The organism is Klebsiella sp. I138, from assembly GCF_051131765.1.
Lineage (GTDB): Bacteria > Pseudomonadota > Gammaproteobacteria > Enterobacterales > Enterobacteriaceae > Klebsiella.
On sequence record NZ_CP180447.1, the window covers coordinates 4,705,800 to 4,724,500 of the forward strand.

Annotated in this window: 23 protein-coding genes; 11 read left to right on the forward strand and 12 right to left on the reverse strand. The window is 54.3% G+C overall.

Features of this window, described 5'->3' with window-relative positions; genetic code table 11:
- The first annotated feature begins 390 nt into the window (after positions 1-390).
- The 4 genes from ACMYSK_RS22000 to mtgA all read left to right on the forward strand — a co-directional run bounded on the left by ACMYSK_RS22000 (position 391) and on the right by mtgA (position 5,358).
- Positions 391-1,326, forward strand: coding sequence for a TIGR01212 family radical SAM protein (locus tag ACMYSK_RS22000; RefSeq protein WP_434638499.1), 936 nt, complete (start codon positions 391-393; stop codon positions 1,324-1,326).
- An 84-nt stretch (positions 1,327-1,410) separates the two neighbouring features.
- The gene (gene arcB, locus ACMYSK_RS22005) at positions 1,411-3,750 is read left to right on the forward strand and encodes an aerobic respiration two-component sensor histidine kinase ArcB (protein ID WP_434638500.1); all 2,340 of its coding nucleotides are present in this window, start codon (positions 1,411-1,413) and stop codon (positions 3,748-3,750) included.
- Between the two features lie 232 nt (positions 3,751-3,982).
- Positions 3,983-4,636: an isoprenoid biosynthesis glyoxalase ElbB gene (gene elbB, locus ACMYSK_RS22010; protein WP_434638501.1), complete on the forward strand. Its 654-nt coding sequence runs from the start codon at positions 3,983-3,985 to the stop codon at positions 4,634-4,636.
- Positions 4,633-5,358 carry a monofunctional biosynthetic peptidoglycan transglycosylase gene (mtgA, locus tag ACMYSK_RS22015; protein WP_434638502.1) on the forward strand — a complete coding sequence of 242 codons (726 nt, stop codon included), beginning with the start codon at positions 4,633-4,635 and terminating at the stop codon, positions 5,356-5,358. Before elbB ends, mtgA begins: the two co-directional genes overlap by 4 nt.
- A 60-nt stretch (positions 5,359-5,418) precedes the next feature.
- Here the strand turns inward: mtgA and npr are convergent, their stop codons facing one another.
- The 11 genes from npr to ACMYSK_RS22070 form a co-directional block, all read right to left on the reverse strand.
- A complete protein-coding gene (npr, locus tag ACMYSK_RS22020) occupies positions 5,419-5,691 on the reverse strand; it encodes a PTS phosphocarrier protein NPr (protein ID WP_004868176.1) in 273 nt (90 codons plus the stop codon).
- A complete protein-coding gene (rapZ, locus tag ACMYSK_RS22025) occupies positions 5,688-6,542 on the reverse strand; it encodes an RNase adapter RapZ (RefSeq protein WP_004868172.1) in 855 nt (284 codons plus the stop codon). The genes npr and rapZ overlap by 4 nt, the downstream gene beginning before the upstream one ends.
- A 45-nt stretch (positions 6,543-6,587) precedes the next feature.
- Positions 6,588-7,076 (reverse strand): PTS IIA-like nitrogen regulatory protein PtsN, encoded by a 489-nt coding sequence (ptsN, locus tag ACMYSK_RS22030; RefSeq protein ID WP_434638503.1) that lies wholly within the window; start codon positions 7,074-7,076, stop codon positions 6,588-6,590.
- A 72-nt stretch (positions 7,077-7,148) separates the two neighbouring features.
- On the reverse strand, positions 7,149-7,436 hold the full coding sequence (hpf, locus tag ACMYSK_RS22035) for a ribosome hibernation promoting factor (RefSeq protein ID WP_434638504.1): 288 nt from the start codon (positions 7,434-7,436) through the stop codon (positions 7,149-7,151).
- Between the two features lie 22 nt (positions 7,437-7,458).
- Positions 7,459-8,892, reverse strand: a complete 1,434-nt coding sequence (rpoN, locus tag ACMYSK_RS22040) for an RNA polymerase factor sigma-54 (RefSeq protein WP_434638505.1) — start codon at positions 8,890-8,892, stop codon at positions 7,459-7,461.
- Positions 8,893-8,939: 47 nt separating this feature from the next.
- Positions 8,940-9,665, reverse strand: a complete 726-nt coding sequence (gene lptB, locus ACMYSK_RS22045; RefSeq protein ID WP_434638506.1) for an LPS export ABC transporter ATP-binding protein — start codon at positions 9,663-9,665, stop codon at positions 8,940-8,942.
- A 6-nt stretch (positions 9,666-9,671) separates the two neighbouring features.
- Positions 9,672-10,217 (reverse strand): lipopolysaccharide ABC transporter substrate-binding protein LptA, encoded by a 546-nt coding sequence (gene lptA, locus ACMYSK_RS22050; protein WP_434638507.1) that lies wholly within the window; start codon positions 10,215-10,217, stop codon positions 9,672-9,674.
- Positions 10,186-10,761: an LPS export ABC transporter periplasmic protein LptC gene (gene lptC, locus ACMYSK_RS22055; RefSeq protein WP_434638508.1), complete on the reverse strand. Its 576-nt coding sequence runs from the start codon at positions 10,759-10,761 to the stop codon at positions 10,186-10,188. Before lptC ends, lptA begins: the two co-directional genes overlap by 32 nt.
- Positions 10,758-11,324, reverse strand: coding sequence for a 3-deoxy-manno-octulosonate-8-phosphatase KdsC (gene kdsC / locus ACMYSK_RS22060; RefSeq protein ID WP_434638509.1), 567 nt, complete (start codon positions 11,322-11,324; stop codon positions 10,758-10,760). Before kdsC ends, lptC begins: the two co-directional genes overlap by 4 nt.
- A gap of 14 nt (positions 11,325-11,338) precedes the next feature.
- Positions 11,339-12,343 (reverse strand): arabinose-5-phosphate isomerase KdsD, encoded by a 1,005-nt coding sequence (gene kdsD, locus ACMYSK_RS22065; protein ID WP_434638510.1) that lies wholly within the window; start codon positions 12,341-12,343, stop codon positions 11,339-11,341.
- Positions 12,340-13,317 (reverse strand): calcium/sodium antiporter, encoded by a 978-nt coding sequence (locus ACMYSK_RS22070; protein WP_434638511.1) that lies wholly within the window; start codon positions 13,315-13,317, stop codon positions 12,340-12,342. The genes kdsD and ACMYSK_RS22070 overlap by 4 nt, the downstream gene beginning before the upstream one ends.
- A gap of 211 nt (positions 13,318-13,528) precedes the next feature.
- Here ACMYSK_RS22070 and mlaF point away from each other — a divergent pair, with 211 nt between their 5' ends.
- The 7 genes from mlaF (at position 13,529) to murA (ending at position 18,335) form a co-directional block, all read left to right on the forward strand.
- Positions 13,529-14,347, forward strand: a complete 819-nt coding sequence (mlaF, locus tag ACMYSK_RS22075; protein WP_434638512.1) for a phospholipid ABC transporter ATP-binding protein MlaF — start codon at positions 13,529-13,531, stop codon at positions 14,345-14,347.
- A complete protein-coding gene (mlaE, locus tag ACMYSK_RS22080; RefSeq protein ID WP_434638513.1) occupies positions 14,347-15,129 on the forward strand; it encodes a lipid asymmetry maintenance ABC transporter permease subunit MlaE in 783 nt (260 codons plus the stop codon). The genes mlaF and mlaE overlap by 1 nt, the downstream gene beginning before the upstream one ends.
- A 4-nt stretch (positions 15,130-15,133) precedes the next feature.
- Positions 15,134-15,685, forward strand: a complete 552-nt coding sequence (gene mlaD, locus ACMYSK_RS22085; RefSeq protein ID WP_434638514.1) for an outer membrane lipid asymmetry maintenance protein MlaD — start codon at positions 15,134-15,136, stop codon at positions 15,683-15,685.
- A gap of 18 nt (positions 15,686-15,703) precedes the next feature.
- Positions 15,704-16,339: a phospholipid-binding protein MlaC gene (gene mlaC / locus ACMYSK_RS22090; protein ID WP_434638515.1), complete on the forward strand. Its 636-nt coding sequence runs from the start codon at positions 15,704-15,706 to the stop codon at positions 16,337-16,339.
- On the forward strand, positions 16,339-16,629 hold the full coding sequence (gene mlaB, locus ACMYSK_RS22095; RefSeq protein WP_434638516.1) for a lipid asymmetry maintenance protein MlaB: 291 nt from the start codon (positions 16,339-16,341) through the stop codon (positions 16,627-16,629). The genes mlaC and mlaB overlap by 1 nt, the downstream gene beginning before the upstream one ends.
- Before the next feature lie 137 nt (positions 16,630-16,766).
- Positions 16,767-17,021, forward strand: a complete 255-nt coding sequence (gene ibaG / locus ACMYSK_RS22100; protein WP_434644276.1) for a BolA family iron metabolism protein IbaG — start codon at positions 16,767-16,769, stop codon at positions 17,019-17,021.
- Positions 17,022-17,075: 54 nt separating this feature from the next.
- Entirely contained in the window at positions 17,076-18,335 is a 1,260-nt protein-coding gene (murA, locus tag ACMYSK_RS22105; RefSeq protein ID WP_434638517.1) for a UDP-N-acetylglucosamine 1-carboxyvinyltransferase, read from the forward strand.
- 79 nt (positions 18,336-18,414) lie between these two features.
- Here murA and sfsB read toward each other — a convergent pair whose 3' ends face one another.
- Positions 18,415-18,687 carry a DNA-binding transcriptional regulator SfsB gene (gene sfsB / locus ACMYSK_RS22110; RefSeq protein WP_434638518.1) on the reverse strand — a complete coding sequence of 91 codons (273 nt, stop codon included), beginning with the start codon at positions 18,685-18,687 and terminating at the stop codon, positions 18,415-18,417.
- Positions 18,688-18,701: the final 14 nt, after the last annotated feature.

Here is an 18,701-nt window from a genome sequence, read left to right on the forward strand (position 1 = left end):
GGTATTTAATGTTATGATTGTTAAGGAAAATGATGGTTTTTAAACGGTAATGAAACGCAGCGGGAAGCATAATCTAGTGTGATCTGTCTCACTATATCGATAGCGTAACATTATCGATCTGTGCTGAAGTGGCTATTTATTGCAGAGTATTTATCTACCTGTTGTCTTACAGGCGGGAAATAACACTGTTTTTAGCCCTGATGAAGATAATGGCAAACCAGAGGTTAAGTATAAGGAAAAGTCATTACATATTGGGTGAATGAAATTGCAGTTATCTTGATTGTTTATGCAATGAGCTGAGCGGCCGCGCTGACGATTGATCCAGGTCATCGCCGTCGGTGGCTAAAAATGGCAGGCTTGGCCCCTTTATTCAGGCCGGTCTATCAGATTATGCAGTTACAAAAATTAGTCAATATGTTTGGTGGGGATCTTTCGCGGCGCTATGGCGAAAAAGTCCATAAACTGACGCTGCATGGTGGTTTTAGCTGTCCGAATCGCGATGGCACTATCGGTCGCGGAGGCTGTACGTTCTGCAACGTAGCCTCTTTTGCTGACGAAGAGCAGCAGCACCACTCCATTGCAGAACAGCTGGCGCATCAGGCGCAGCGGGTTAACCGCGCGAGGCGCTATCTGGCTTACTTCCAGGCTTACACCAGTACGTTTGCGGAAGTCCAGGTGCTGCGTTCGATGTATCAGCAGGCGGTGAGCCAGGCCAATATTGTCGGGCTGTGCGTTGGCACTCGTCCGGATTGTGTCCCGGAGGCGGTGCTCGATCTGCTCAGTGAATACCGGGAGCAGGGTTACGAAGTGTGGCTGGAGTTAGGCCTACAGACGGCGCACGACAAAACGCTGCGGCGGATTAATCGTGGCCATGATTTTGCCTGCTATCAACGTACGACTCGCCTGGCGCGTGAACGCGGGCTAAAGGTCTGTGCACATTTGATAGTCGGCCTGCCGGGCGAGGTGCAGAATCATTGTCTGCAAACGCTGGAGCAGGTTGTGGACACTGGCGTGGATGGTATCAAACTGCATCCGCTGCATATCGTGACCGGAAGTACAATGGCCAAAGCCTGGCAGGCGGGGCGACTGGAGGCGATCGCGCTGGATGAATATACGCGCATCGCCGGAGAGATGATTCGCCACACCCCGCCTGAGGTGATTTATCACCGTATTTCAGCCAGCGCCAGACGCCCGACGCTGCTGGCTCCCCTGTGGTGTGAAAACCGCTGGACCGGAATGGTTGAACTTGACCGCTATCTGAATCAACACGGTGTCCAGGGCTCGGCGCTGGGACGAGCCTGGGTACCACACAGCGCTTTAGAGTAAGGGCCCCCGCATTTTTTGCACAACTTACAGCGTATTGCTCAGAATTGGGTATTATTGTGCGGAGTTGTCGCGAAGGAATCCCTTATGAAGCAAATCCGTATGCTGGCGCAGTACTATGTCGACCTGATGATGAAGCTGGGTCTGGTGCGTTTTTCCATGCTGTTGGCCCTCGCCCTGGTGGTTCTGGCGATTGTGGTGCAGATGGCCGTCACGATGGTCCTGCACGGTCAGGTTGAAAGTATTGATGTGATCCGCTCCATCTTCTTTGGCCTGCTTATCACCCCCTGGGCCGTCTACTTTCTGTCGGTGGTCGTGGAACAGCTGGAAGAGTCGCGTCAGCGCCTTTCCCGGCTGGTTGAAAAACTGGAAGAGATGCGTGAGCGGGACCTGAAGCTCAACGTGCAGCTCAAAGACAATATCGCGCAGCTCAATCAGGAGATTGGCGAGCGTGAGAAAGCAGAAGCTGAGCGCGAGACCACGCTGGAGCAGCTGAAGATTGAGATGAAAGAGCGCGAAGAGACGCAAATTCAGCTGGAACAGCAATCCTCCTTCCTCCGTTCTTTCCTTGATGCCTCACCGGACCTGGTTTTTTATCGTAATGAAGATAAAGAGTTTTCCGGCTGTAACCGGGCGATGGAACTGCTGACCGGGAAAAGCGAAAAACAGCTTATCCACCTGAAACCTCAGGATGTCTATAACGAAGAAGCGGCGGTCAAAGTGCTGGAGACGGACGAAAAAGTCTTCCGCCATAACGTGTCGTTGACCTACGAACAGTGGCTGGATTACCCGGACGGGCGTAAAGCCTGCTTTGAAATCCGTAAGGTCCCCTACTATGACCGCGTCGGCAAGCGCCGTGGCCTGATGGGCTTTGGTCGCGATATTACCGAGCGTAAGCGCTACCAGGATGCGCTGGAGCGCGCCAGCCGCGACAAGACTACGTTTATCTCAACGATTAGCCACGAACTGCGTACGCCGCTTAATGGCATCGTGGGGCTTAGCCGTATCCTGCTGGATACCGACCTGACCAGCGAGCAGGAAAAGTACCTCAAAACTATCCATGTTTCCGCGGTAACGCTGGGGAATATTTTCAACGATATTATTGATATGGATAAAATGGAGCGGCGTAAAGTTCAGCTGGATAACCAGCAGGTCGACTTTACCGGCTTCCTTGCCGACCTGGAGAACCTTTCTGGCCTGCAGGCGCAGCAGAAAGGGCTACGCTTCGTGTTGGATCCGGCGCTGCCGTTGCCGCACAAGGTCGTGACCGATGGGACGCGCCTGCGACAGATCCTGTGGAACCTCATCAGCAATGCCGTCAAATTTACGCCGCAGGGCGGAAACGTCACCGTCCGCGTTCGCTACGATGAAGGCGATATTCTGCATTTTGAAGTAGAAGACTCCGGTATCGGGATCCCCCAGGACGAGCAGGATAAGATTTTCGCCATGTATTATCAGGTGAAAGACAGCCACGGCGGCAAACCGGCGACGGGGACGGGAATTGGCCTTGCCGTTTCGCGTCGCCTGGCGCGCAATATGGGCGGCGACATTAATGTCTCCAGCCTGCCGGGCCAGGGCGCAACGTTTACACTGACCGTGCATGCGCCTGCGGTAGCTGAAGAAGTGGAAGATATGCTGACCGATGATGAGATGCCCCTGCCGGCACTCAACGTGCTGTTAGTTGAAGATATCGAGCTCAACGTGATTGTCGCGCGTTCGGTGCTGGAGAAACTGGGTAACAGCGTCGATGTGGCGATGACCGGTAAGGCCGCGCTGGAGATGTTTAAGCCGGGTGAATATGACCTGGTGCTGCTGGATATTCAGCTGCCGGATATGACGGGGCTGGATATTTCTCGCCATCTTAAACAGCACTTTGCTGCCGATGAACTGCCGCCGCTGGTTGCCCTGACCGCCAACGTCCTGAAGAATAAAAAAGAGTATCTCGATGCCGGAATGGATGACGTGCTGAGCAAGCCGCTATCGGTGCCGGCGCTCACCGCTATTATTAAAAAGTTCTGGGATTCACCGGAAGAGGATGAGATCGAAATGCCGACCGTTGATGCGAGTAAGTCAGAATCCGTGCTGGATATTCCGATGCTTGAGCAGTATATCGAGCTGGTGGGGCCGAAGCTTATCAACGATGGGCTGGCGGTTTTCGAGAAAATGATGCCGGGCTATATGGCGGTGCTGGAGTCTAATCTGACCGCCCGCGACCAGAAAGGGATCGTTGATGAAGGGCACAAGATTAAAGGGGCGGCGGGGTCTATCGGCCTGCGACATATTCAACAGCTTGGGCAGCAGATTCAGACTCCGGACCTGCCAGCGTGGTCAGATAATGTTGGCGAATGGGTCGAAGAGATGAAATCCGAGTGGCAGAACGATGTGGCCGTGCTGAAAGCGTGGGTTGCGGCGGCACATAAAAAATGACCCCGGATAAACCGGGGTGCGCGAACACTGCGCCAACACCAGGGAACTGGTCGTTGCGCCAGAATTTTTAGAGATATTTTTACGTAGCGCAACCTGAGGATTTGGTTTGCTCGCTCATTAAGATAGCAAACCTTAAATTATTTGTTACGTGAATCAGTAAAATATGTGAAGCAATGCGAGTAAATCAAAATTTTTGACTGGTTTCAGCAAGTTGCACTAAGGAGCTGGCAGTATGAAAAAGATTGGTGTGGTATTGAGCGGCTGTGGCGTTTATGACGGAACGGAGATCCATGAAGCGGTCATTACTCTGTTGGCGATAGCCCGTGGCGGCGCGCAGGCAGTTTGCTTTGCCCCCGATAAAGCGCAAACGGACGTGATCAACCACCTGACCGGTGAGCCGATGGTTGAAAGCCGCAACGTATTGGTTGAGGCGGCGCGTATTGCCCGCGGAGATATTCAGCCTCTGGCCACTGCCCGGGCTGAAGATTTAGATGCGCTGATTGTCCCAGGCGGCTTTGGTGCGGCGAAGAACCTCAGCAGCTTTGCTTCCGAGGGGGCTGAATGTCTGGTCGATAGCGACCTGAAAGCGCTGACGCTGGCCATGCATCAGGCGGGTAAGCCGCTGGGCTTTATGTGCATTGCTCCGGCGCTGCTGCCAAAAATTTTCCCGATCCCGCTGCGGATAACCATTGGCACCGATCTTGATACCGCTGACGTAGTGGAAGAAATGGGGGCAGAGCACGTTCCTTGTCCGGTCGATGATATCGTGGTCGATGAAGAGCATAAGGTCGTAACGACACCAGCCTGGATGCTGGCACAGGACATTGCGGAAGCGGCAAGCGGAATTGAAAAGCTGGTGGCTCGCGTGTTGGTTCTGACTGCATGAGTGTACGTTTGTCGCCGTTCCGCATGATTAAACGCCTTTTTCTGCGTATTCTGCTGATTGCGGCGGTCTTTTGGGGCGGCGGCATCGCGCTCTTTAGCATTCTGCCGGTTCCGTTTTCCTCCGTCATGCTGGAACGCCAGGTCGGCGCCTGGCTGAGCGGTGATTTTCATTATGTCGCCCATTCTGACTGGGTCGGAATGGACGAGATTTCACCGTGGATGGGGCTGGCGGTCATGGCCGCTGAGGACCAGAAATTCCCTGACCATTGGGGCTTTGATGTCCCGGCGATAGAAAAAGCGCTGGCGCATAATGAACGTAATGAAAACCGCGTTCGCGGCGCATCAACGCTGTCGCAGCAGACGGCGAAAAACCTGTTTTTATGGGATGGTCGGAGCTGGCTGCGTAAAGGGCTGGAGGCCGGGCTGACGGTAGGTATCGAGACGGTATGGAGCAAAAAGCGCATTCTCACCGTCTATCTGAATATCGCTGAGTTTGGCGAAGGGACGTTTGGCGTTGAAGCAGCATCGCAGCGCTATTTTCACAAGCCCGCAAGCCGGTTAAGCGCTTCTGAAGCGGCGCTGCTGGCGGCGGTATTGCCCAATCCGATTCGCTTTCGGGCCGATGCGCCGTCCGGCTACGTGCGCAGTCGACAGGCGTGGATCCTACGCCAGATGCGTCAGTTAGGCGGAGAAGGATTTATGCAGACACACAAGCTGTATTAAGGAAAAGGCGGGAATATTTGCCCCGGTCAGCGTCACGCTGCCGGGGAGAGGCTGGAAAGGTTAGTCTTCGTCAAAACCGGCGTTGAACAGCGCAATGACCGCAGCCAGTGCCTCGACTTCCTGCGGACCGTTGGCCTCAATCTCGATTTGCCGACCTTTGGCAGAGTCGAGCATGAGCAAGGCAATCACGCTATTGGCTTCTGCTTCAGTCCCTTCGTCGTTGCGTAGCAAGACTTCAGCATCATAATTTTGCATCAGCTCGAACAGCTTCATCGCCGGGCGGGCATGCATCCCCAGCTTATTCGTGATTTCAACGATCTGCTTTACGGTCATGATTTGCGTTTTTCCAGCGTCCGATGGCGAGACTGCACGTTCTTACCGCGCGAGCGGAAGTAATCAGCCAGTTGTTCGGCGATGTAGACCGAACGGTGTTTACCGCCGGTACAACCAATAGCCACCGTCAGATAGCTGCGATTATTGGTTTCCAGCATCGGTAACCATAGCTCAAGATAGCTGCGGGTCTGGTAAATAAAATTGTGAACTTCCGTGTGCCGGTCAAGGAAGGCGGCAACGGGCTTATCCAGACCGGTCATCGGACGCAGTTTTGGATCCCAGTGCGGGTTTGGCAAGAAGCGTACGTCGAAGACATAGTCAGCATCAATCGGGATACCGTGCTTAAAACCAAAGGATTCAAAGACCATGGTCAGTTCGCGTTCGCGTTTGCCGAGCAGACGCGTACGGAGCATTTCCGCCAGTTCATGTACCGACATCTCTGAGGTGTCGACGATCAGGTCAGCCCGGGAACGCAGCGGTTCCAGCAGGGCGCTCTCTTCGTCAATTGCGCTCTCAAGCGACAGGTTTTTGCTCGATAGCGGATGCAGGCGGCGGGTATCGCTGTAGCGGCGGATCAGCGTATTGCGGTCAGCATCAAGGAACAGCAGCTGTGGGGAAAACGCCTCAGGCAGATTTTTCATCGCCTGTTCGAAGATCTCCGGCGATTCCGGCATGTTACGCACGTCAATGCTGACGGCGGCAGATATGTTTCTGTCGGCCAGCGATCTCGCCAGCTCAGGCAGCAGCACTACCGGCAGGTTATCTACGCAGTAGAAGCCCATATCTTCCAGCGCCCGCAGAGCGACGGATTTCCCCGAGCCTGAACGGCCGCTGACGATCATCAGTACCATGTACCGTTTCTCCTCAGTACGATAAAGAGTAGGGGGCGACTGTCGTTATACGTCATCGCTGCTTCCCGCTTCGGTGATGATCTCATACAGCTCTTGATCGCTTTGCGCCGCGCGCAGGCGACGGCATATCGTTTTGTCCGCGAGTCGTTTTGCGACCAGCGAGAGCGTATGCAGATGGGTTTTGGTCTGGTCAGCCGGCACCAGAAGCGCAAACAGCAGATCGACCGGCTGGTTGTCGATGGCATCAAATGCGATCGGCGTCTCCAGTTGGACAAACACACCGACGGCGCGCAGCGTATCCTCTTCGAGCTTACCGTGCGGAATAGCAATGCCGTTGCCAATCCCGGTACTGCCCATTTTCTCACGGGTGAGGATCGCTTCAAACACCACCTGCGACGGTAAACCTAACTGTTTTGCTGCCAGCTCACTGATGATTTCCAGCGCGCGTTTTTTGCTCTGGCAGTGGACCTGACTGCGGGTACATTCCTGGTTAAGGACATTGCTCAGTTGTAGAGCCGAATCGTTGTTCATCATAATTTCACCTGAGCGCGCCCTTTGCCTGTCACCAATGAGAGCCGGTGGCAGGCAAGGGCGGCGCCCGGACAATTAGTGTTGTTTTAGTTTATCTTTATGTTTTGTTAACTGTCTTGCCAGCTTATCGATAAGACCATCGATGGCGGCATACATATCCTGCCCTTCCGCACTGGCATGGATTTCGCCACCGTTGACATGCAGATTGGCATCCGCGATTTGCGTCACCTTCTCTACTTTTAACACAATATAGACCTGGTTGATCCTGTCGAAAAACTGTTCCAGTTTGCCGAACTTCGCGTTGACGAAGTCGCGCAGTGCAGGGGTTATCTCGACGTTGTGTCCTGTAATGTTGAGCTGCATAGTGTCTTCCTTATCGGTTGTGTCAGACCAGTTGTTTACGCTGGTTAGACGGCGGAATGGATAAAGACTCTCGGTACTTAGCGACGGTACGGCGTGCCACCATGATACCCTGTTCAGACAGGATGGTGGTCAGCTTACTGTCACTCAACGGCTTCGCCGGATTCTCCGCGGCGATTAACTTCTTCACCAGCGCACGAATAGCCGTCGACGATGCTTCGCCGCCGCCTTCCGTATTAACATGGCTGGAAAAGAAATATTTCAGCTCAAAAATACCGCGTGGACTGTGCAGATATTTTTGGGTGGTAACACGTGAAATAGTCGATTCATGCATTTCGACGGCCTGGGCGATATCCGCCAGTACCATCGGTTTCATAAACTCTTCACCCCGATCGAAAAAGGCTTGCTGCTGTTCGACGATGCAGCGGCTGACGCGCAGCAGCGTGTCGTTTCGGCTTTCCAGGCTCTTGATTAACCAGCGGGCTTCTTGCAGGTTGCTGCGGATAAACTGGCTGTCTGCGTCATTACGCGAGCTGTTACCCATGGCCGCGTAATGCTGGTTGATTTTCAGGCGCGGGATGCTGTCTGAGTTCAGTTCGACAACCCAGCGATCGCTGACTTTACGCACCAGTACGTCAGGAATGACGTATTCCGGTTCGCTGGTCTGGATCGACTGGCCCGGACGCGGGTCGAGGGACTGGATCAGATTAACCGCTTCTTTCAGCACCTCTTCTTTGAGCCGGGTGACGCGCATCAGGGAGCGGAAATCGTGGTTGGCGAGTAGATCGAGATGATCGCTGATGATCAGTCGGGCTTCTTCCAGCCACGGCGTCTCTTTGGCGTATTGTGAAAGCTGGACCAGCAGACAGTCGCGTAGATCTTTTGCCGCTACGCCGACCGGATCAAAACGCTGGATCCGCTTGAGTACCGCTTCAACTTCTTCGAGGCCGATTTCGTCATCGTCGATGCTCTCGACAATATCTTCCACTCGAACGGTGAGGTAGCCGGTATCATCCACGGCATCGACAATCGACGTGGCAATCGCGCGATCGGTATCGGTAAACGGCGTCAGCTCGACCTGCCACATCAGGTAATCCTGCAGACTTTGTGTCGTTTCGCCTTGATAAACTGGCAGCTCGTCGTCCTGGTAATCCACGCCGTTGCCTGACGGTGTGCCGGCGGTGTAGATTTCATCCCAGCTGGCGTCGAGCGGCAGCTCTTCCGGCATCTCTTTTTTTTCCAGAGCGTCGACGCTATCCAGCGACTCGCGGTCCTCGATCTCTTTGGTTTCTACCTCATCGTGAAGATCGGTTTGCTCAAGCAGCGGATTACTCTCCAGCGCCTGCTGGAGTTCCTGCTGGAGTTCTAACGTGGACAGCTGCAGCAAGCGGATGGCCTGCTGCAGTTGTGGCGTCATGGCAAGCTGTTGGCTTAGCCTTAATTGCAAACCTTGCTTCATATTCAGGGCTAATATCTCCGGCTAAAACGTCTGTAACCTCTACCCTATCAGAGTCTGAAGTCTTCCCCAAGATACACGCGCTTAACCTGCTCGTCTTCAAGGATTTCCTGCGGGGTTCCGTGAGCTATCAGGTGGCCCTGGCTGACGATATAGGCACGTTCGCAAACGGCCAGCGTTTCCCTGACGTTATGGTCAGTGATCAGCACGCCAAGGCCGCTGTCACGCAGATGCTCGATGATCCGTTTGATATCAATAACTGAAATGGGGTCAACGCCGGCGAAGGGTTCATCCAGCAGAATGAATTTCGGGTTGGCGGCCAGCGCACGGGCGATTTCGACACGGCGGCGTTCACCACCGGAAAGCGCCTGTCCCAGGCTGTCGCGCAGATGCTCGATGTGAAACTCTTCCATCAGCTCTTTCGCGCGATCTTCACGTTGTTCAGTGCTGAGATCGTCACGAATCTGCAAAACGGCCATCAGGTTGTCGTATACGCTCAGACGGCGGAAAATGGACGCTTCCTGGGGCAGATAGCCGATCCCACGACGCGCACGGGCATGCAGCGGCAGCAGGCTGATATCTTCATCATCGATGATGATGTTGCCAGCGTCGCGCGGCACAATGCCGACGACCATGTAGAAGGTTGTGGTTTTACCGGCCCCGTTTGGGCCAAGCAGACCAACAATCTCGCCGGAGTTCACGGTCAGACTGACATCTTCCACCACGCGGCGGCCTTTATATGCTTTGGCGAGGTTTTTTGCGGTTAATGTTGCCATAACGAATTAGTTACCCTTCTTTTGCTGGTTGGCACTTTTGTCTTGCAGCTGCGAAGGAACCAGAACCGTCGTCACGCGCCCGCCTTTATTGCTGAACGCCTGCATTTTCTGCTCTTTCACCAGATAGGTGATTTTGTCGCCCTGGATGTTGCTGTCGAGCTGGTCGAGGTGTGCATTCCCGGTCAGCACGACAAAATCGTTCTGCAGTTCATAGTGCATTTTCTCGGCACGGCCTTTCACCGGTTTGCCGTTGTCCTGCATCTGGTAGAAGGTTGCAGGATTACCGAAACCGTCGATCACCTCTTTGCCTTTTTCACCACCAGGGCGGGTCACCACAACCTTATCAGCGTTGATTTTAATGGTGCCCTGGGTGACGACGACATTACCGGTGAAGGTGACAACATTACCTTGCATATCCAGCGACTGCTGATCGGATTCGATGTGAATCGGCTGATCGGTGTCGCCGGTTTTTGCCAGCGCCGGCAGGCTGGCGGCCAGTAAGGCGCTGGCGAGCGCAATCTTAAGGCTGAGTTTGTTTGTTCTGAATTTCATAAGAGGTTCTAACCTTTTCAATCAGCTCGGCAGTTTTGCTGCGTAAATTTCCGCGCATTTTCAGGCCGCTGGAATTAAATGTTGTCCCGTACAACGTCACCATGTCATCGGAGGTCACGTCTTGCGTCACCAGGTTTATCTGGGCGTTATCCGTCGTAATTTTGCGCAATTGAGAGTCCGCAGTCAGCGCGTCCACCTCAACGTGGCCGTAAAGATACAGCATGCGGTCTTTAGTCAGCTTGGCTTTATCCGCTTTGATAGACCAGGTCGGGACCTTGTTGGTATCAAATGTGGTCATCACCGGTCGGGTGAACCACGACAGCTCCTGGGCGGAAAAATACTCTACATGCTCAGCGATTAAGCGGTAGTTAAGCGCCCCTTCTGGGGTATAAACAACAGTATCGGTATGCTCGCTGGTGTAGGTCGGGTCATCAGGACCGATCTCTTGCAGAGTGGTATCGTCCGTACTCGCCAGATTCAGGCCGATCAGGATCAGCGCGACCAGCGACAGTAAAATGATAACCCAACGTCTGGTTTTACTCATATTGATTGCCCTTTGGCCTCATCCAGCTTGCCCTGCGCCAATAGTAACAAATCGCAGACTTCGCGTACCGCTCCACGTCCACCGTCGATACGGGTGACATAATCCGCCTTCGGCAACAGCAGCGGGTGCGCATCCGCAACCGCAACGCTTAAGCCAACCTCAGCCATCACCGGCCAGTCAATCAGGTCATCGCCGATGTAGGCAACTTCGTCCGGACGAACGGCCAGCTTGTTCAATAAGTCACGAAATGCCAGTAGCTTATCGGACTGCCCCTGATACAGGTGCGTTATTCCCAGCGTCTGGCAGCGATCTTCTACTAGTTTAGCTTTTCGTCCGGTAATAATCGCGACTTCAATGCCTGAAGTCAGCGCGCAGCGGATCCCGTAACCATCACGAACGTTAAACGCCTTCAGCTCTTCGCCGTGGTTGCCCATGTAGATAAGGCCATCGGACAGTACGCCGTCTACGTCGAGGATCAATAAACGTATCTTTGCCGCCCGCGCGATAAATTCAGGGCTTACTGGCCCGTAGCAGGTCGCCTGCAGAGCATCAGCATTATTCATTATTTTATCCTTACTTACACTACGCCTGCGCGCAGGAGATCGTGCATATGTACCACACCCAACAGGCGGTCGCCATCGGCAACTAACACACAGGTGATATGGCGAGATTGCATCAGGTTCAGTGCATCGACGGCCAGAATACCGGGGCGAATACGAATCCCGCCCGGCGTCATCACGTCGGCGATACGGGCATTACGCATATCAACGCCGGTATCAAACACCCGGCGCAGGTCGCCATCGGTGAAAATACCGATGATGTTCATGTCATCATCGCAGATTGCCGTCATACCTAAATTTTTACGTGTGATTTCCAGCAACGCATCGCGCAAGGTGGCTTGCACATTGACGTGCGGTATTTCATCACCCGTATGCATAATATCATTGACCCGCAGCAGCAGCTTACGGCCCAGTGCGCCACCGGGATGCGACAGCGCAAAATCTTCGGCGGTAAAGCCGCGAGCCTCCAACAGGGCAACTGCCAGCGCATCGCCCATCACCAGTGCGGCGGTGGTGCTGGAGGTCGGAGCCAGCCCCAACGGGCACGCTTCTTTCAATATCTTCACGCAAAGGTGAATGTCTGCCGCACGCGCCATGCTGCTTTCCGCACGGCTGGTCATGCAGATAAGGGGCACCTGCTGGCGTTTAAGCACGGGAATCAGTGCCAGGATCTCATTCGATTCGCCGGAGTTCGAGAGCGCGATAACAATATCCTTCGGCGTCACCATGCCTAAATCGCCGTGAGCAGCTTCGCCGGGGTGAACGAAAAACGACGGCGTGCCGGTGCTGGCAAACGTGGCCGCCATTTTACGCCCGATATGGCCGGATTTGCCCATCCCCATCACCACGACTTTACCCGCGCAGCGGAAGATCTTCTCGCAGGCATGAGTGAAATCTTCATTTATGTACTGATCGAGTTGAGCCAGACCTTCACGTTCAATTTCCAGAACTTCACGCCCTGCCCGTTGAAAGTCAAAATCCGTTGGCAAATCTATTTGCGACATAATGTTATCCCGATTCATTCAACGAAGAGCGGTGCTGCCCAGTACAGCATCGCCAACCAAACCACAAAACCGCCGACCAGCAGCACGCCGACAAGGCGGCCGGGTTGCCGTTTGCGACGCCAGCATAGCAGGGCGAATATGACGCTGACGAACATCATCACGGCGTAGTCGCGCGTAAAGGCTTCAGGCGCGAACGCGCCAGGGGCAATCAGCGCTGGCAATCCGAGAACCAGGGCAATATTCAGGATATTCGCGCCAATGATATTCCCGATGGCGATATCGTCTTCCCCTTTTCGTGCCCCCGCAATCGCCGTAGCCAGTTCCGGCAGGCTGGTACCGATGGCGACCACCGTTAAACCGACGGTCAGTTCGCTAATAGCAAAATAGTTTGCCAGCACGGTGGCGTTATCTACGACCATTCGGGTCGCCATGGGCATCACAATCATGGCAACGCCCAGCCAGAGCAGCGCAACGGGAAGCGAACCTTCACGTGGAAGCTCAGCCATCTGTTCCCGGGTCAGACTGTCGCTGCCCTGATGCTCAGCAAGACGGGCGATTTTAATCGTAAACAGTAACCACAGTATGGCGAGCGCCAGTAAAAAAAGACCGTCCATACGCGACAGCTGGCCATCGTAAAGCACAAAACTCGCCAGCAAACTCACCAGCAACATTAGCGGTAACTCGCGGCGCAGGATATCAGAATGCACGGTAAATGGGCGCAGCAAGGCGGCGAGGCCGAGTATTAATAATATATTGGTAATATTGGATCCGAGCGCGGTGCCGATCGCCAGATCGGTCTGCCCGTGCAGGGACGCGGCGGCGGAAACGATGATCTCCGGCAGACTGGTGCCGATACTCACCACCGTCATCCCGATAATCAGCGGGGGGATCCCTATCATGCGGCAAAGTATTGAAGCGGCGTAGACCAGACGATCGGCGCTGTAGACTACCAGCAGTAAACCAATTATTAACAGAGCCGTCGCTAAGAGCATCTAAAGTCCTTTCTTCAGGTATAATCGTCGATTCGCTGTGCCGATCCATCTGCAGCGTAACGAATTCTTAATTTTGACTTTATGTTTGTCAAAAGTAAAACAAATGCCAGCTTTCGCTAACCCAGGCAGGTAAGATTCTGTAAAAATGTTGGGTTTGTGGCGAAGGTACGCGCCATGCTTAGCCCGAGGGATGTTTAGGAAGGATGATTTTATGAGCCAAACTCTGGCGAATTTGGTCGAAGTGCGCGGTATCCGCTTCTCTCGCGGCGATCGTGTCATCTTCGACGATATCTCGCTGTCAGTGCCGCGCGGTAAGATCACGGCGATCATGGGACCATCGGGGATCGGTAAAACGACGCTGCTGCGCCTGATCGGTGGGCAGATCCCGCCGGACAAAGGTGAGATCCTGTTCGATGGTGAAAACGTGCCGCAGATGTCACGCTCGCGCCTGTATACCGTGCGTAAGCGTATGAGCATGCTCTTCCAGTCCGGGGCGCTGTTCACTGATATGAATGTTTTCAATAACGTCGCGTATCCGCTACGTGAGCATACGCATCTGCCTGATGCGCTGCTGCATACGACCGTCATGATGAAGCTTGAAGCGGTGGGTCTGCGCGGGGCGGCGAAGTTAATGCCTTCCGAGCTGTCTGGCGGGATGGCGCGCCGTGCCGCTTTAGCCAGGGCTATTGCGCTGGAGCCTGACCTGATTATGTTCGATGAACCTTTTGTCGGGCAGGATCCCATCACCATGGGCGTGTTGGTCAAGTTGATTTCAGAGCTAAACAGTACGCTAGGCGTGACCTGTATCGTGGTGTCACACGATGTGCCGGAAGTGCTTAGCATTGCTGATTACGCGTATATCGTGGCGGACAAAAAAATCGTGGCGCATGGCAGCGCGCAGTCGCTGCGTGAAAACGGCGACCCGCGGGTTCGCCAGTTCATTGATGGTATTGCCGACGGTCCGGTGCCGTTCCGCTATCCGGCCGGTGATTATCACCATGATTTATTAGGCAAGGGAGCGAGCAACTGATGCTGCTAAATGTGCTGGCATCACTCGGACACCGGGGAATTAAAACGACCGCGGCTTTCGGGCGTGCCGGATTAATGCTTTTCAACGCGGTAGTGGGCAAGCCAGAGTTCCGTAAGCATGCGCCGTTGCTGATTCGTCAGCTTTATAACGTCGGCGTGCTATCGATGCTGATTATCATCGTGTCAGGGCTGTTTATCGGCATGGTGCTGGGGCTGCAAGGCTATCTGGTGCTCACGACGTACAGCGCAGAAACCAGTCTGGGCATGCTGGTGGCGTTATCGCTGTTGCGTGAGCTGGGGCCGGTGGTCGCCGCGCTACTGTTTGCCGGGCGTGCAGGCTCAGCGCTGACGGCTGAAATCGGCCTGATGCGTGCGACTGAACAACTCTCCAGCATGGAAATGATGGCGGTTGATCCGCTGCGTCGGGTGATTTCTCCTCGCTTCTGGGCGGGCGTTATCTCATTGCCGCTGTTGACTATTATTTTTGTCGCAGTGGGGATCTGGGGGGGCTCGCTGGTGGGCGTAAGCTGGAAAGGTATCGACAGTGGCTTCTTCTGGACCGCCATGCAAAACGCCGTCGACTGGCGAATGGATCTGGTTAACTGTCTGATTAAGAGTCTGGTGTTCGCTATTACGGTGACATGGGTCGCGTTATTTAACGGTTATGACGCTGTCCCCACTTCCGCCGGGATTAGCCGGGCAACGACGCGTACCGTGGTGCATTCGTCGCTGGCGGTTCTGGGGCTGGATTTTGTGCTGACTGCGCTGATGTTTGGGAATTGAGTTCATGCAAACGAAAAAAAGTGAAATCTGGGTAGGTGTGTTCTTACTGCTTGCGTTGCTGGCGGCGCTGTTTATCTGTCTCAAAGCCGCCAACGTGACCTCTTTACGTACCGAGCCAACGTATCGTATTTATGCCACCTTTGACAATATTGGTGGGCTGAAGGCGCGTTCTCCGGTCCGCATCGGCGGCGTGGTTGTGGGCCGGGTGGCGGATATTACCTTGGACCCGAAAACCTACCTGCCGCGCGTTGCGCTCGATATTGACGAGAGCTACAACCATATTCCGGATTCCAGTTCGCTGGCCATTCGTACCTCAGGCCTGCTGGGAGAACAATACCTGGCGCTGAATATCGGTTTCGACGATCCGGAACTGGGTACGTCTATCCTTAAAGATGGCGGAACCATTCAGGACACCAAGTCTGCCATGGTTCTGGAAGATCTGATTGGGCAGTTCCTTTACAGCAGTAAGGGCGGTGACAATAAGAATTCTGGCGATGATTCGGCTGCGGGAGAAAGTCATACTGACGCAACGCCGCCGGCTGCCACGACGCATTAATTTCAGGAGAGACACGATATGTTTAAACGCTTACTAATGATCGCCATGCTGGTGATTGCTCCATTGACGGCTTCGGCGGCAGCGGATCAGTCCAATCCGTATAAGCTGATGAACGAAGCGGCGCAGAAAACCTTCGATCGCCTGAAAAATGAACAATCGAAAATTCAGGCTAACCCGAACTATCTGCGCGATATCGTTGATCAGGAACTGATGCCGTATGTTCAGGTCAAGTATGCTGGTGCGCTGGTGCTGGGCCGCTATTACAAAGATGCGACTCCGGCACAGCGTGAAGCCTACTTTGTCGCTTTCCGTGAATATCTGAAGCAGGCCTATGGCCAGGCGCTGGCGATGTATCATGGTCAAACCTATCAGATTGCTCCGGAACAGCCACTGGGCGATGCGACAATCATCCCTATTCGCGTGACGATTATCGATCCTAACGGTCGCCCGCCGGTTCGTCTGGATTTTCAGTGGCGTAAAAATACCCAAACCGGTCACTGGCAGGCTTACGACATGATTGCCGAAGGGGTGAGTATGATTACCACCAAACAAAACGAGTGGAGCGATCTGCTGCGTACCAAAGGCGTTGATGGTCTGACCGCGCAGCTCAAAGCGATCTCTGCTCAGCCGATTACTCTGGAACAGAAAAAATAATGACCGGGCAGCTGAGCTGGACTCGCGATGGCGAGCGACTGGCGCTGCATGGGGAGCTGGACCAGGATCTGCTGGTCCCGCTCTGGGACGCCCGTGCGCAAGCGACCGATGGCGTGTCGGTTATCGACCTGAGTACGGTGACCCGGGTGGATACCGCCGGGCTGGCGTTGCTGATGCATCTTGTGGCGTTAATTCGCCGCCAGGGTCGAGAGGCGCAACTGATCGGTAAGAGCGATAACCTGCAAACGTTGGTCAGTCTTTACAACCTCCCTGCCGATATGATCCCATAGTTTTTTCAGTGCGTTACTACTAAGGTTATCCTGAAAGCCCCATCAATATTTTCGATGGGGCTTTTTGCTTGTTTAAGACCGCGTCACTTTCCTCTAAGATGTTGGGCTATTTTCACTACCAGATAAAATTTGAACCCATGGAAAATCATGAAATTCAGACCGTGCTGATGAACGCACTCTCCCTCCAGGAAGTCCACGTCTCTGGCGATGGCAGCCACTTTCAGGTTATTGCTGTGGGTGAGATGTTTGACGGCATGAGCCGGGTAAAGAAGCAGCAGACTGTTTACGCTCCGCTGATGGAATACATTGCCGACAATCGCATTCATGCTCTGTCGATCAAAGCGTATACCCCGCAAGAATGGGCACGAGACCGCAAACTCAATGGCTTTTAAGCTGCAGGGATGTTCCCCGCAGCGTATGTGAATTCTTAACAGAGAACAGAATCAATGGATAAATTCCGTGTTCAGGGGCCGACTCGCCTCCAGGGTGAGGTCACCATCTCCGGTGCGAAAAACGCCGCCCTGCCGATCCTCTTTGCAGCACTGCTGGCAGATGAGCCGATTGAGATCCAGAATGTACCAAAACTGAAAGACATCGATACCACGATGAAACTGCTGAGCCAGCTCGGCGCTAAAGTGAAGCGCAATGGTTCAGTCTGGATCGATGCGGGTCCGGTTGATGTCTTCTGTGCTCCGTACGATCTGGTCAAAACAATGCGTGCTTCCATCTGGGCGCTGGGCCCGCTGGTAGCGCGTTTTGGTCAGGGACAGGTTTCACTGCCTGGCGGCTGCGCTATCGGCGCTCGTCCGGTTGACCTGCACATTACCGGCCTGGAGCAGCTGGGCGCCGAGATTAAGCTGGAAGAGGGCTACGTCAAGGCGTCGGTCAATGGACGTCTCAAGGGCGCGCATATTGTGATGGATAAGGTCAGCGTTGGCGCGACCGTCACCATCATGAGCGCAGCCACGCTGGCAGAAGGCACAACCGTTATTGAAAACGCCGCGCGTGAGCCGGAAATCGTCGATACGGCTAACTTCCTCGTTGCGCTGGGTGCGAAAATTAAAGGTCAGGGGACTGACCGTATCACCATCGAAGGCGTTGAGCGCCTGGGCGGCGGCGTTTACCGCGTTCTGCCTGACCGTATCGAAACCGGTACTTTCCTGGTTGCCGCAGCTATCTCCGGCGGTAAAATTCTTTGCCGTAACGCCCAGCCTGATACGTTAGATGCCGTACTGGCTAAGCTGCGCGATGCGGGTGCCGATATCGAAATCGGCGAGGACTGGATTAGCCTGGATATGCACGGCAACCGTCCGAAAGCTGTCAATGTACGCACCGCGCCACATCCGGGATTCCCGACCGACATGCAGGCGCAGTTCACGCTGCTGAACCTGGTGGCGGAAGGTACCGGCGTGATCACTGAGACGATCTTTGAAAACCGTTTCATGCACATTCCGGAACTGATCCGTATGGGCGCACACGCGGAGATCGAAAGCAATACGGCGATTTGCCACGGTGTGGCACAGCTCTCTGGTGCTCAGGTGATGGCGACCGACCTGCGTGCGTCAGCAAGTCTGGTTCTGGCCGGGTGTATTGCTGAAGGGACAACGATTGTTGATCGCATCTACCACATCGACCGTGGATATGAGCGTATCGAAGATAAACTGCAGGCGCTGGGCGCGAATATTGAACGCGTAAAAGGCGAGTAAATCTGCAGCGATAACGGCCCCCTGACGCGTGTCCGGGGGCCGTTTTTTTGTTATGTCCTGTTCATTCACCGTTCTGCCTTCATGTAGGCTCTTTCTTCTGCCGTATCATCTGCGTTCTGTCGATAAACTGATGTGTCACCGGGTCGTGGTAGCGTGAGGGCCAGATAATCCACGGCGTGGTACCCAGTGCATCTGCAATGATCAGCTCGCCTTTTGGCCACGGTCGGGTCAGCGCATTCGCCAGCGTGGAAGAACTTAAGCCGTTACGCCGCGATTCCGCTGCCAGCGACGTCCCTTTTTTATGCAATCCAGCAATGATATCCGCCGGATGCCAATCGATGAACTTATCCATAAATTCTCCTGGTG

Bases quoted from the DNA above. Each gene is read 5' to 3' on its own strand.
- ACMYSK_RS22000 (WP_434638499.1), top strand. From the start codon at position 391: ATGCAGTTACAAAAATTAGTCAATATGTTTGGTGGGGATCTTTCGCGG.
- arcB (WP_434638500.1), top strand. From the start codon at position 1,411: ATGAAGCAAATCCGTATGCTGGCGCAGTACTATGTCGACCTGATGATG.
- elbB (WP_434638501.1), top strand. From the start codon at position 3,983: ATGAAAAAGATTGGTGTGGTATTGAGCGGCTGTGGCGTTTATGACGGA.
- mtgA (WP_434638502.1), top strand. From the start codon at position 4,633: ATGAGTGTACGTTTGTCGCCGTTCCGCATGATTAAACGCCTTTTTCTG.
- npr (WP_004868176.1), bottom strand. From the start codon at position 5,691: ATGACCGTAAAGCAGATCGTTGAAATCACGAATAAGCTGGGGATGCAT.
- rapZ (WP_004868172.1), bottom strand. From the start codon at position 6,542: ATGGTACTGATGATCGTCAGCGGCCGTTCAGGCTCGGGGAAATCCGTC.
- ptsN (WP_434638503.1), bottom strand. From the start codon at position 7,076: ATGATGAACAACGATTCGGCTCTACAACTGAGCAATGTCCTTAACCAG.
- hpf (WP_434638504.1), bottom strand. From the start codon at position 7,436: ATGCAGCTCAACATTACAGGACACAACGTCGAGATAACCCCTGCACTG.
- rpoN (WP_434638505.1), bottom strand. From the start codon at position 8,892: ATGAAGCAAGGTTTGCAATTAAGGCTAAGCCAACAGCTTGCCATGACG.
- lptB (WP_434638506.1), bottom strand. From the start codon at position 9,665: ATGGCAACATTAACCGCAAAAAACCTCGCCAAAGCATATAAAGGCCGC.
- lptA (WP_434638507.1), bottom strand. From the start codon at position 10,217: ATGAAATTCAGAACAAACAAACTCAGCCTTAAGATTGCGCTCGCCAGC.
- lptC (WP_434638508.1), bottom strand. From the start codon at position 10,761: ATGAGTAAAACCAGACGTTGGGTTATCATTTTACTGTCGCTGGTCGCG.
- kdsC (WP_434638509.1), bottom strand. From the start codon at position 11,324: ATGAATAATGCTGATGCTCTGCAGGCGACCTGCTACGGGCCAGTAAGC.
- kdsD (WP_434638510.1), bottom strand. From the start codon at position 12,343: ATGAATCGGGATAACATTATGTCGCAAATAGATTTGCCAACGGATTTT.
- ACMYSK_RS22070 (WP_434638511.1), bottom strand. From the start codon at position 13,317: ATGCTCTTAGCGACGGCTCTGTTAATAATTGGTTTACTGCTGGTAGTC.
- mlaF (WP_434638512.1), top strand. From the start codon at position 13,529: ATGAGCCAAACTCTGGCGAATTTGGTCGAAGTGCGCGGTATCCGCTTC.
- mlaE (WP_434638513.1), top strand. From the start codon at position 14,347: ATGCTGCTAAATGTGCTGGCATCACTCGGACACCGGGGAATTAAAACG.
- mlaD (WP_434638514.1), top strand. From the start codon at position 15,134: ATGCAAACGAAAAAAAGTGAAATCTGGGTAGGTGTGTTCTTACTGCTT.
- mlaC (WP_434638515.1), top strand. From the start codon at position 15,704: ATGTTTAAACGCTTACTAATGATCGCCATGCTGGTGATTGCTCCATTG.
- mlaB (WP_434638516.1), top strand. From the start codon at position 16,339: ATGACCGGGCAGCTGAGCTGGACTCGCGATGGCGAGCGACTGGCGCTG.
- ibaG (WP_434644276.1), top strand. From the start codon at position 16,767: ATGGAAAATCATGAAATTCAGACCGTGCTGATGAACGCACTCTCCCTC.
- murA (WP_434638517.1), top strand. From the start codon at position 17,076: ATGGATAAATTCCGTGTTCAGGGGCCGACTCGCCTCCAGGGTGAGGTC.
- sfsB (WP_434638518.1), bottom strand. From the start codon at position 18,687: ATGGATAAGTTCATCGATTGGCATCCGGCGGATATCATTGCTGGATTG.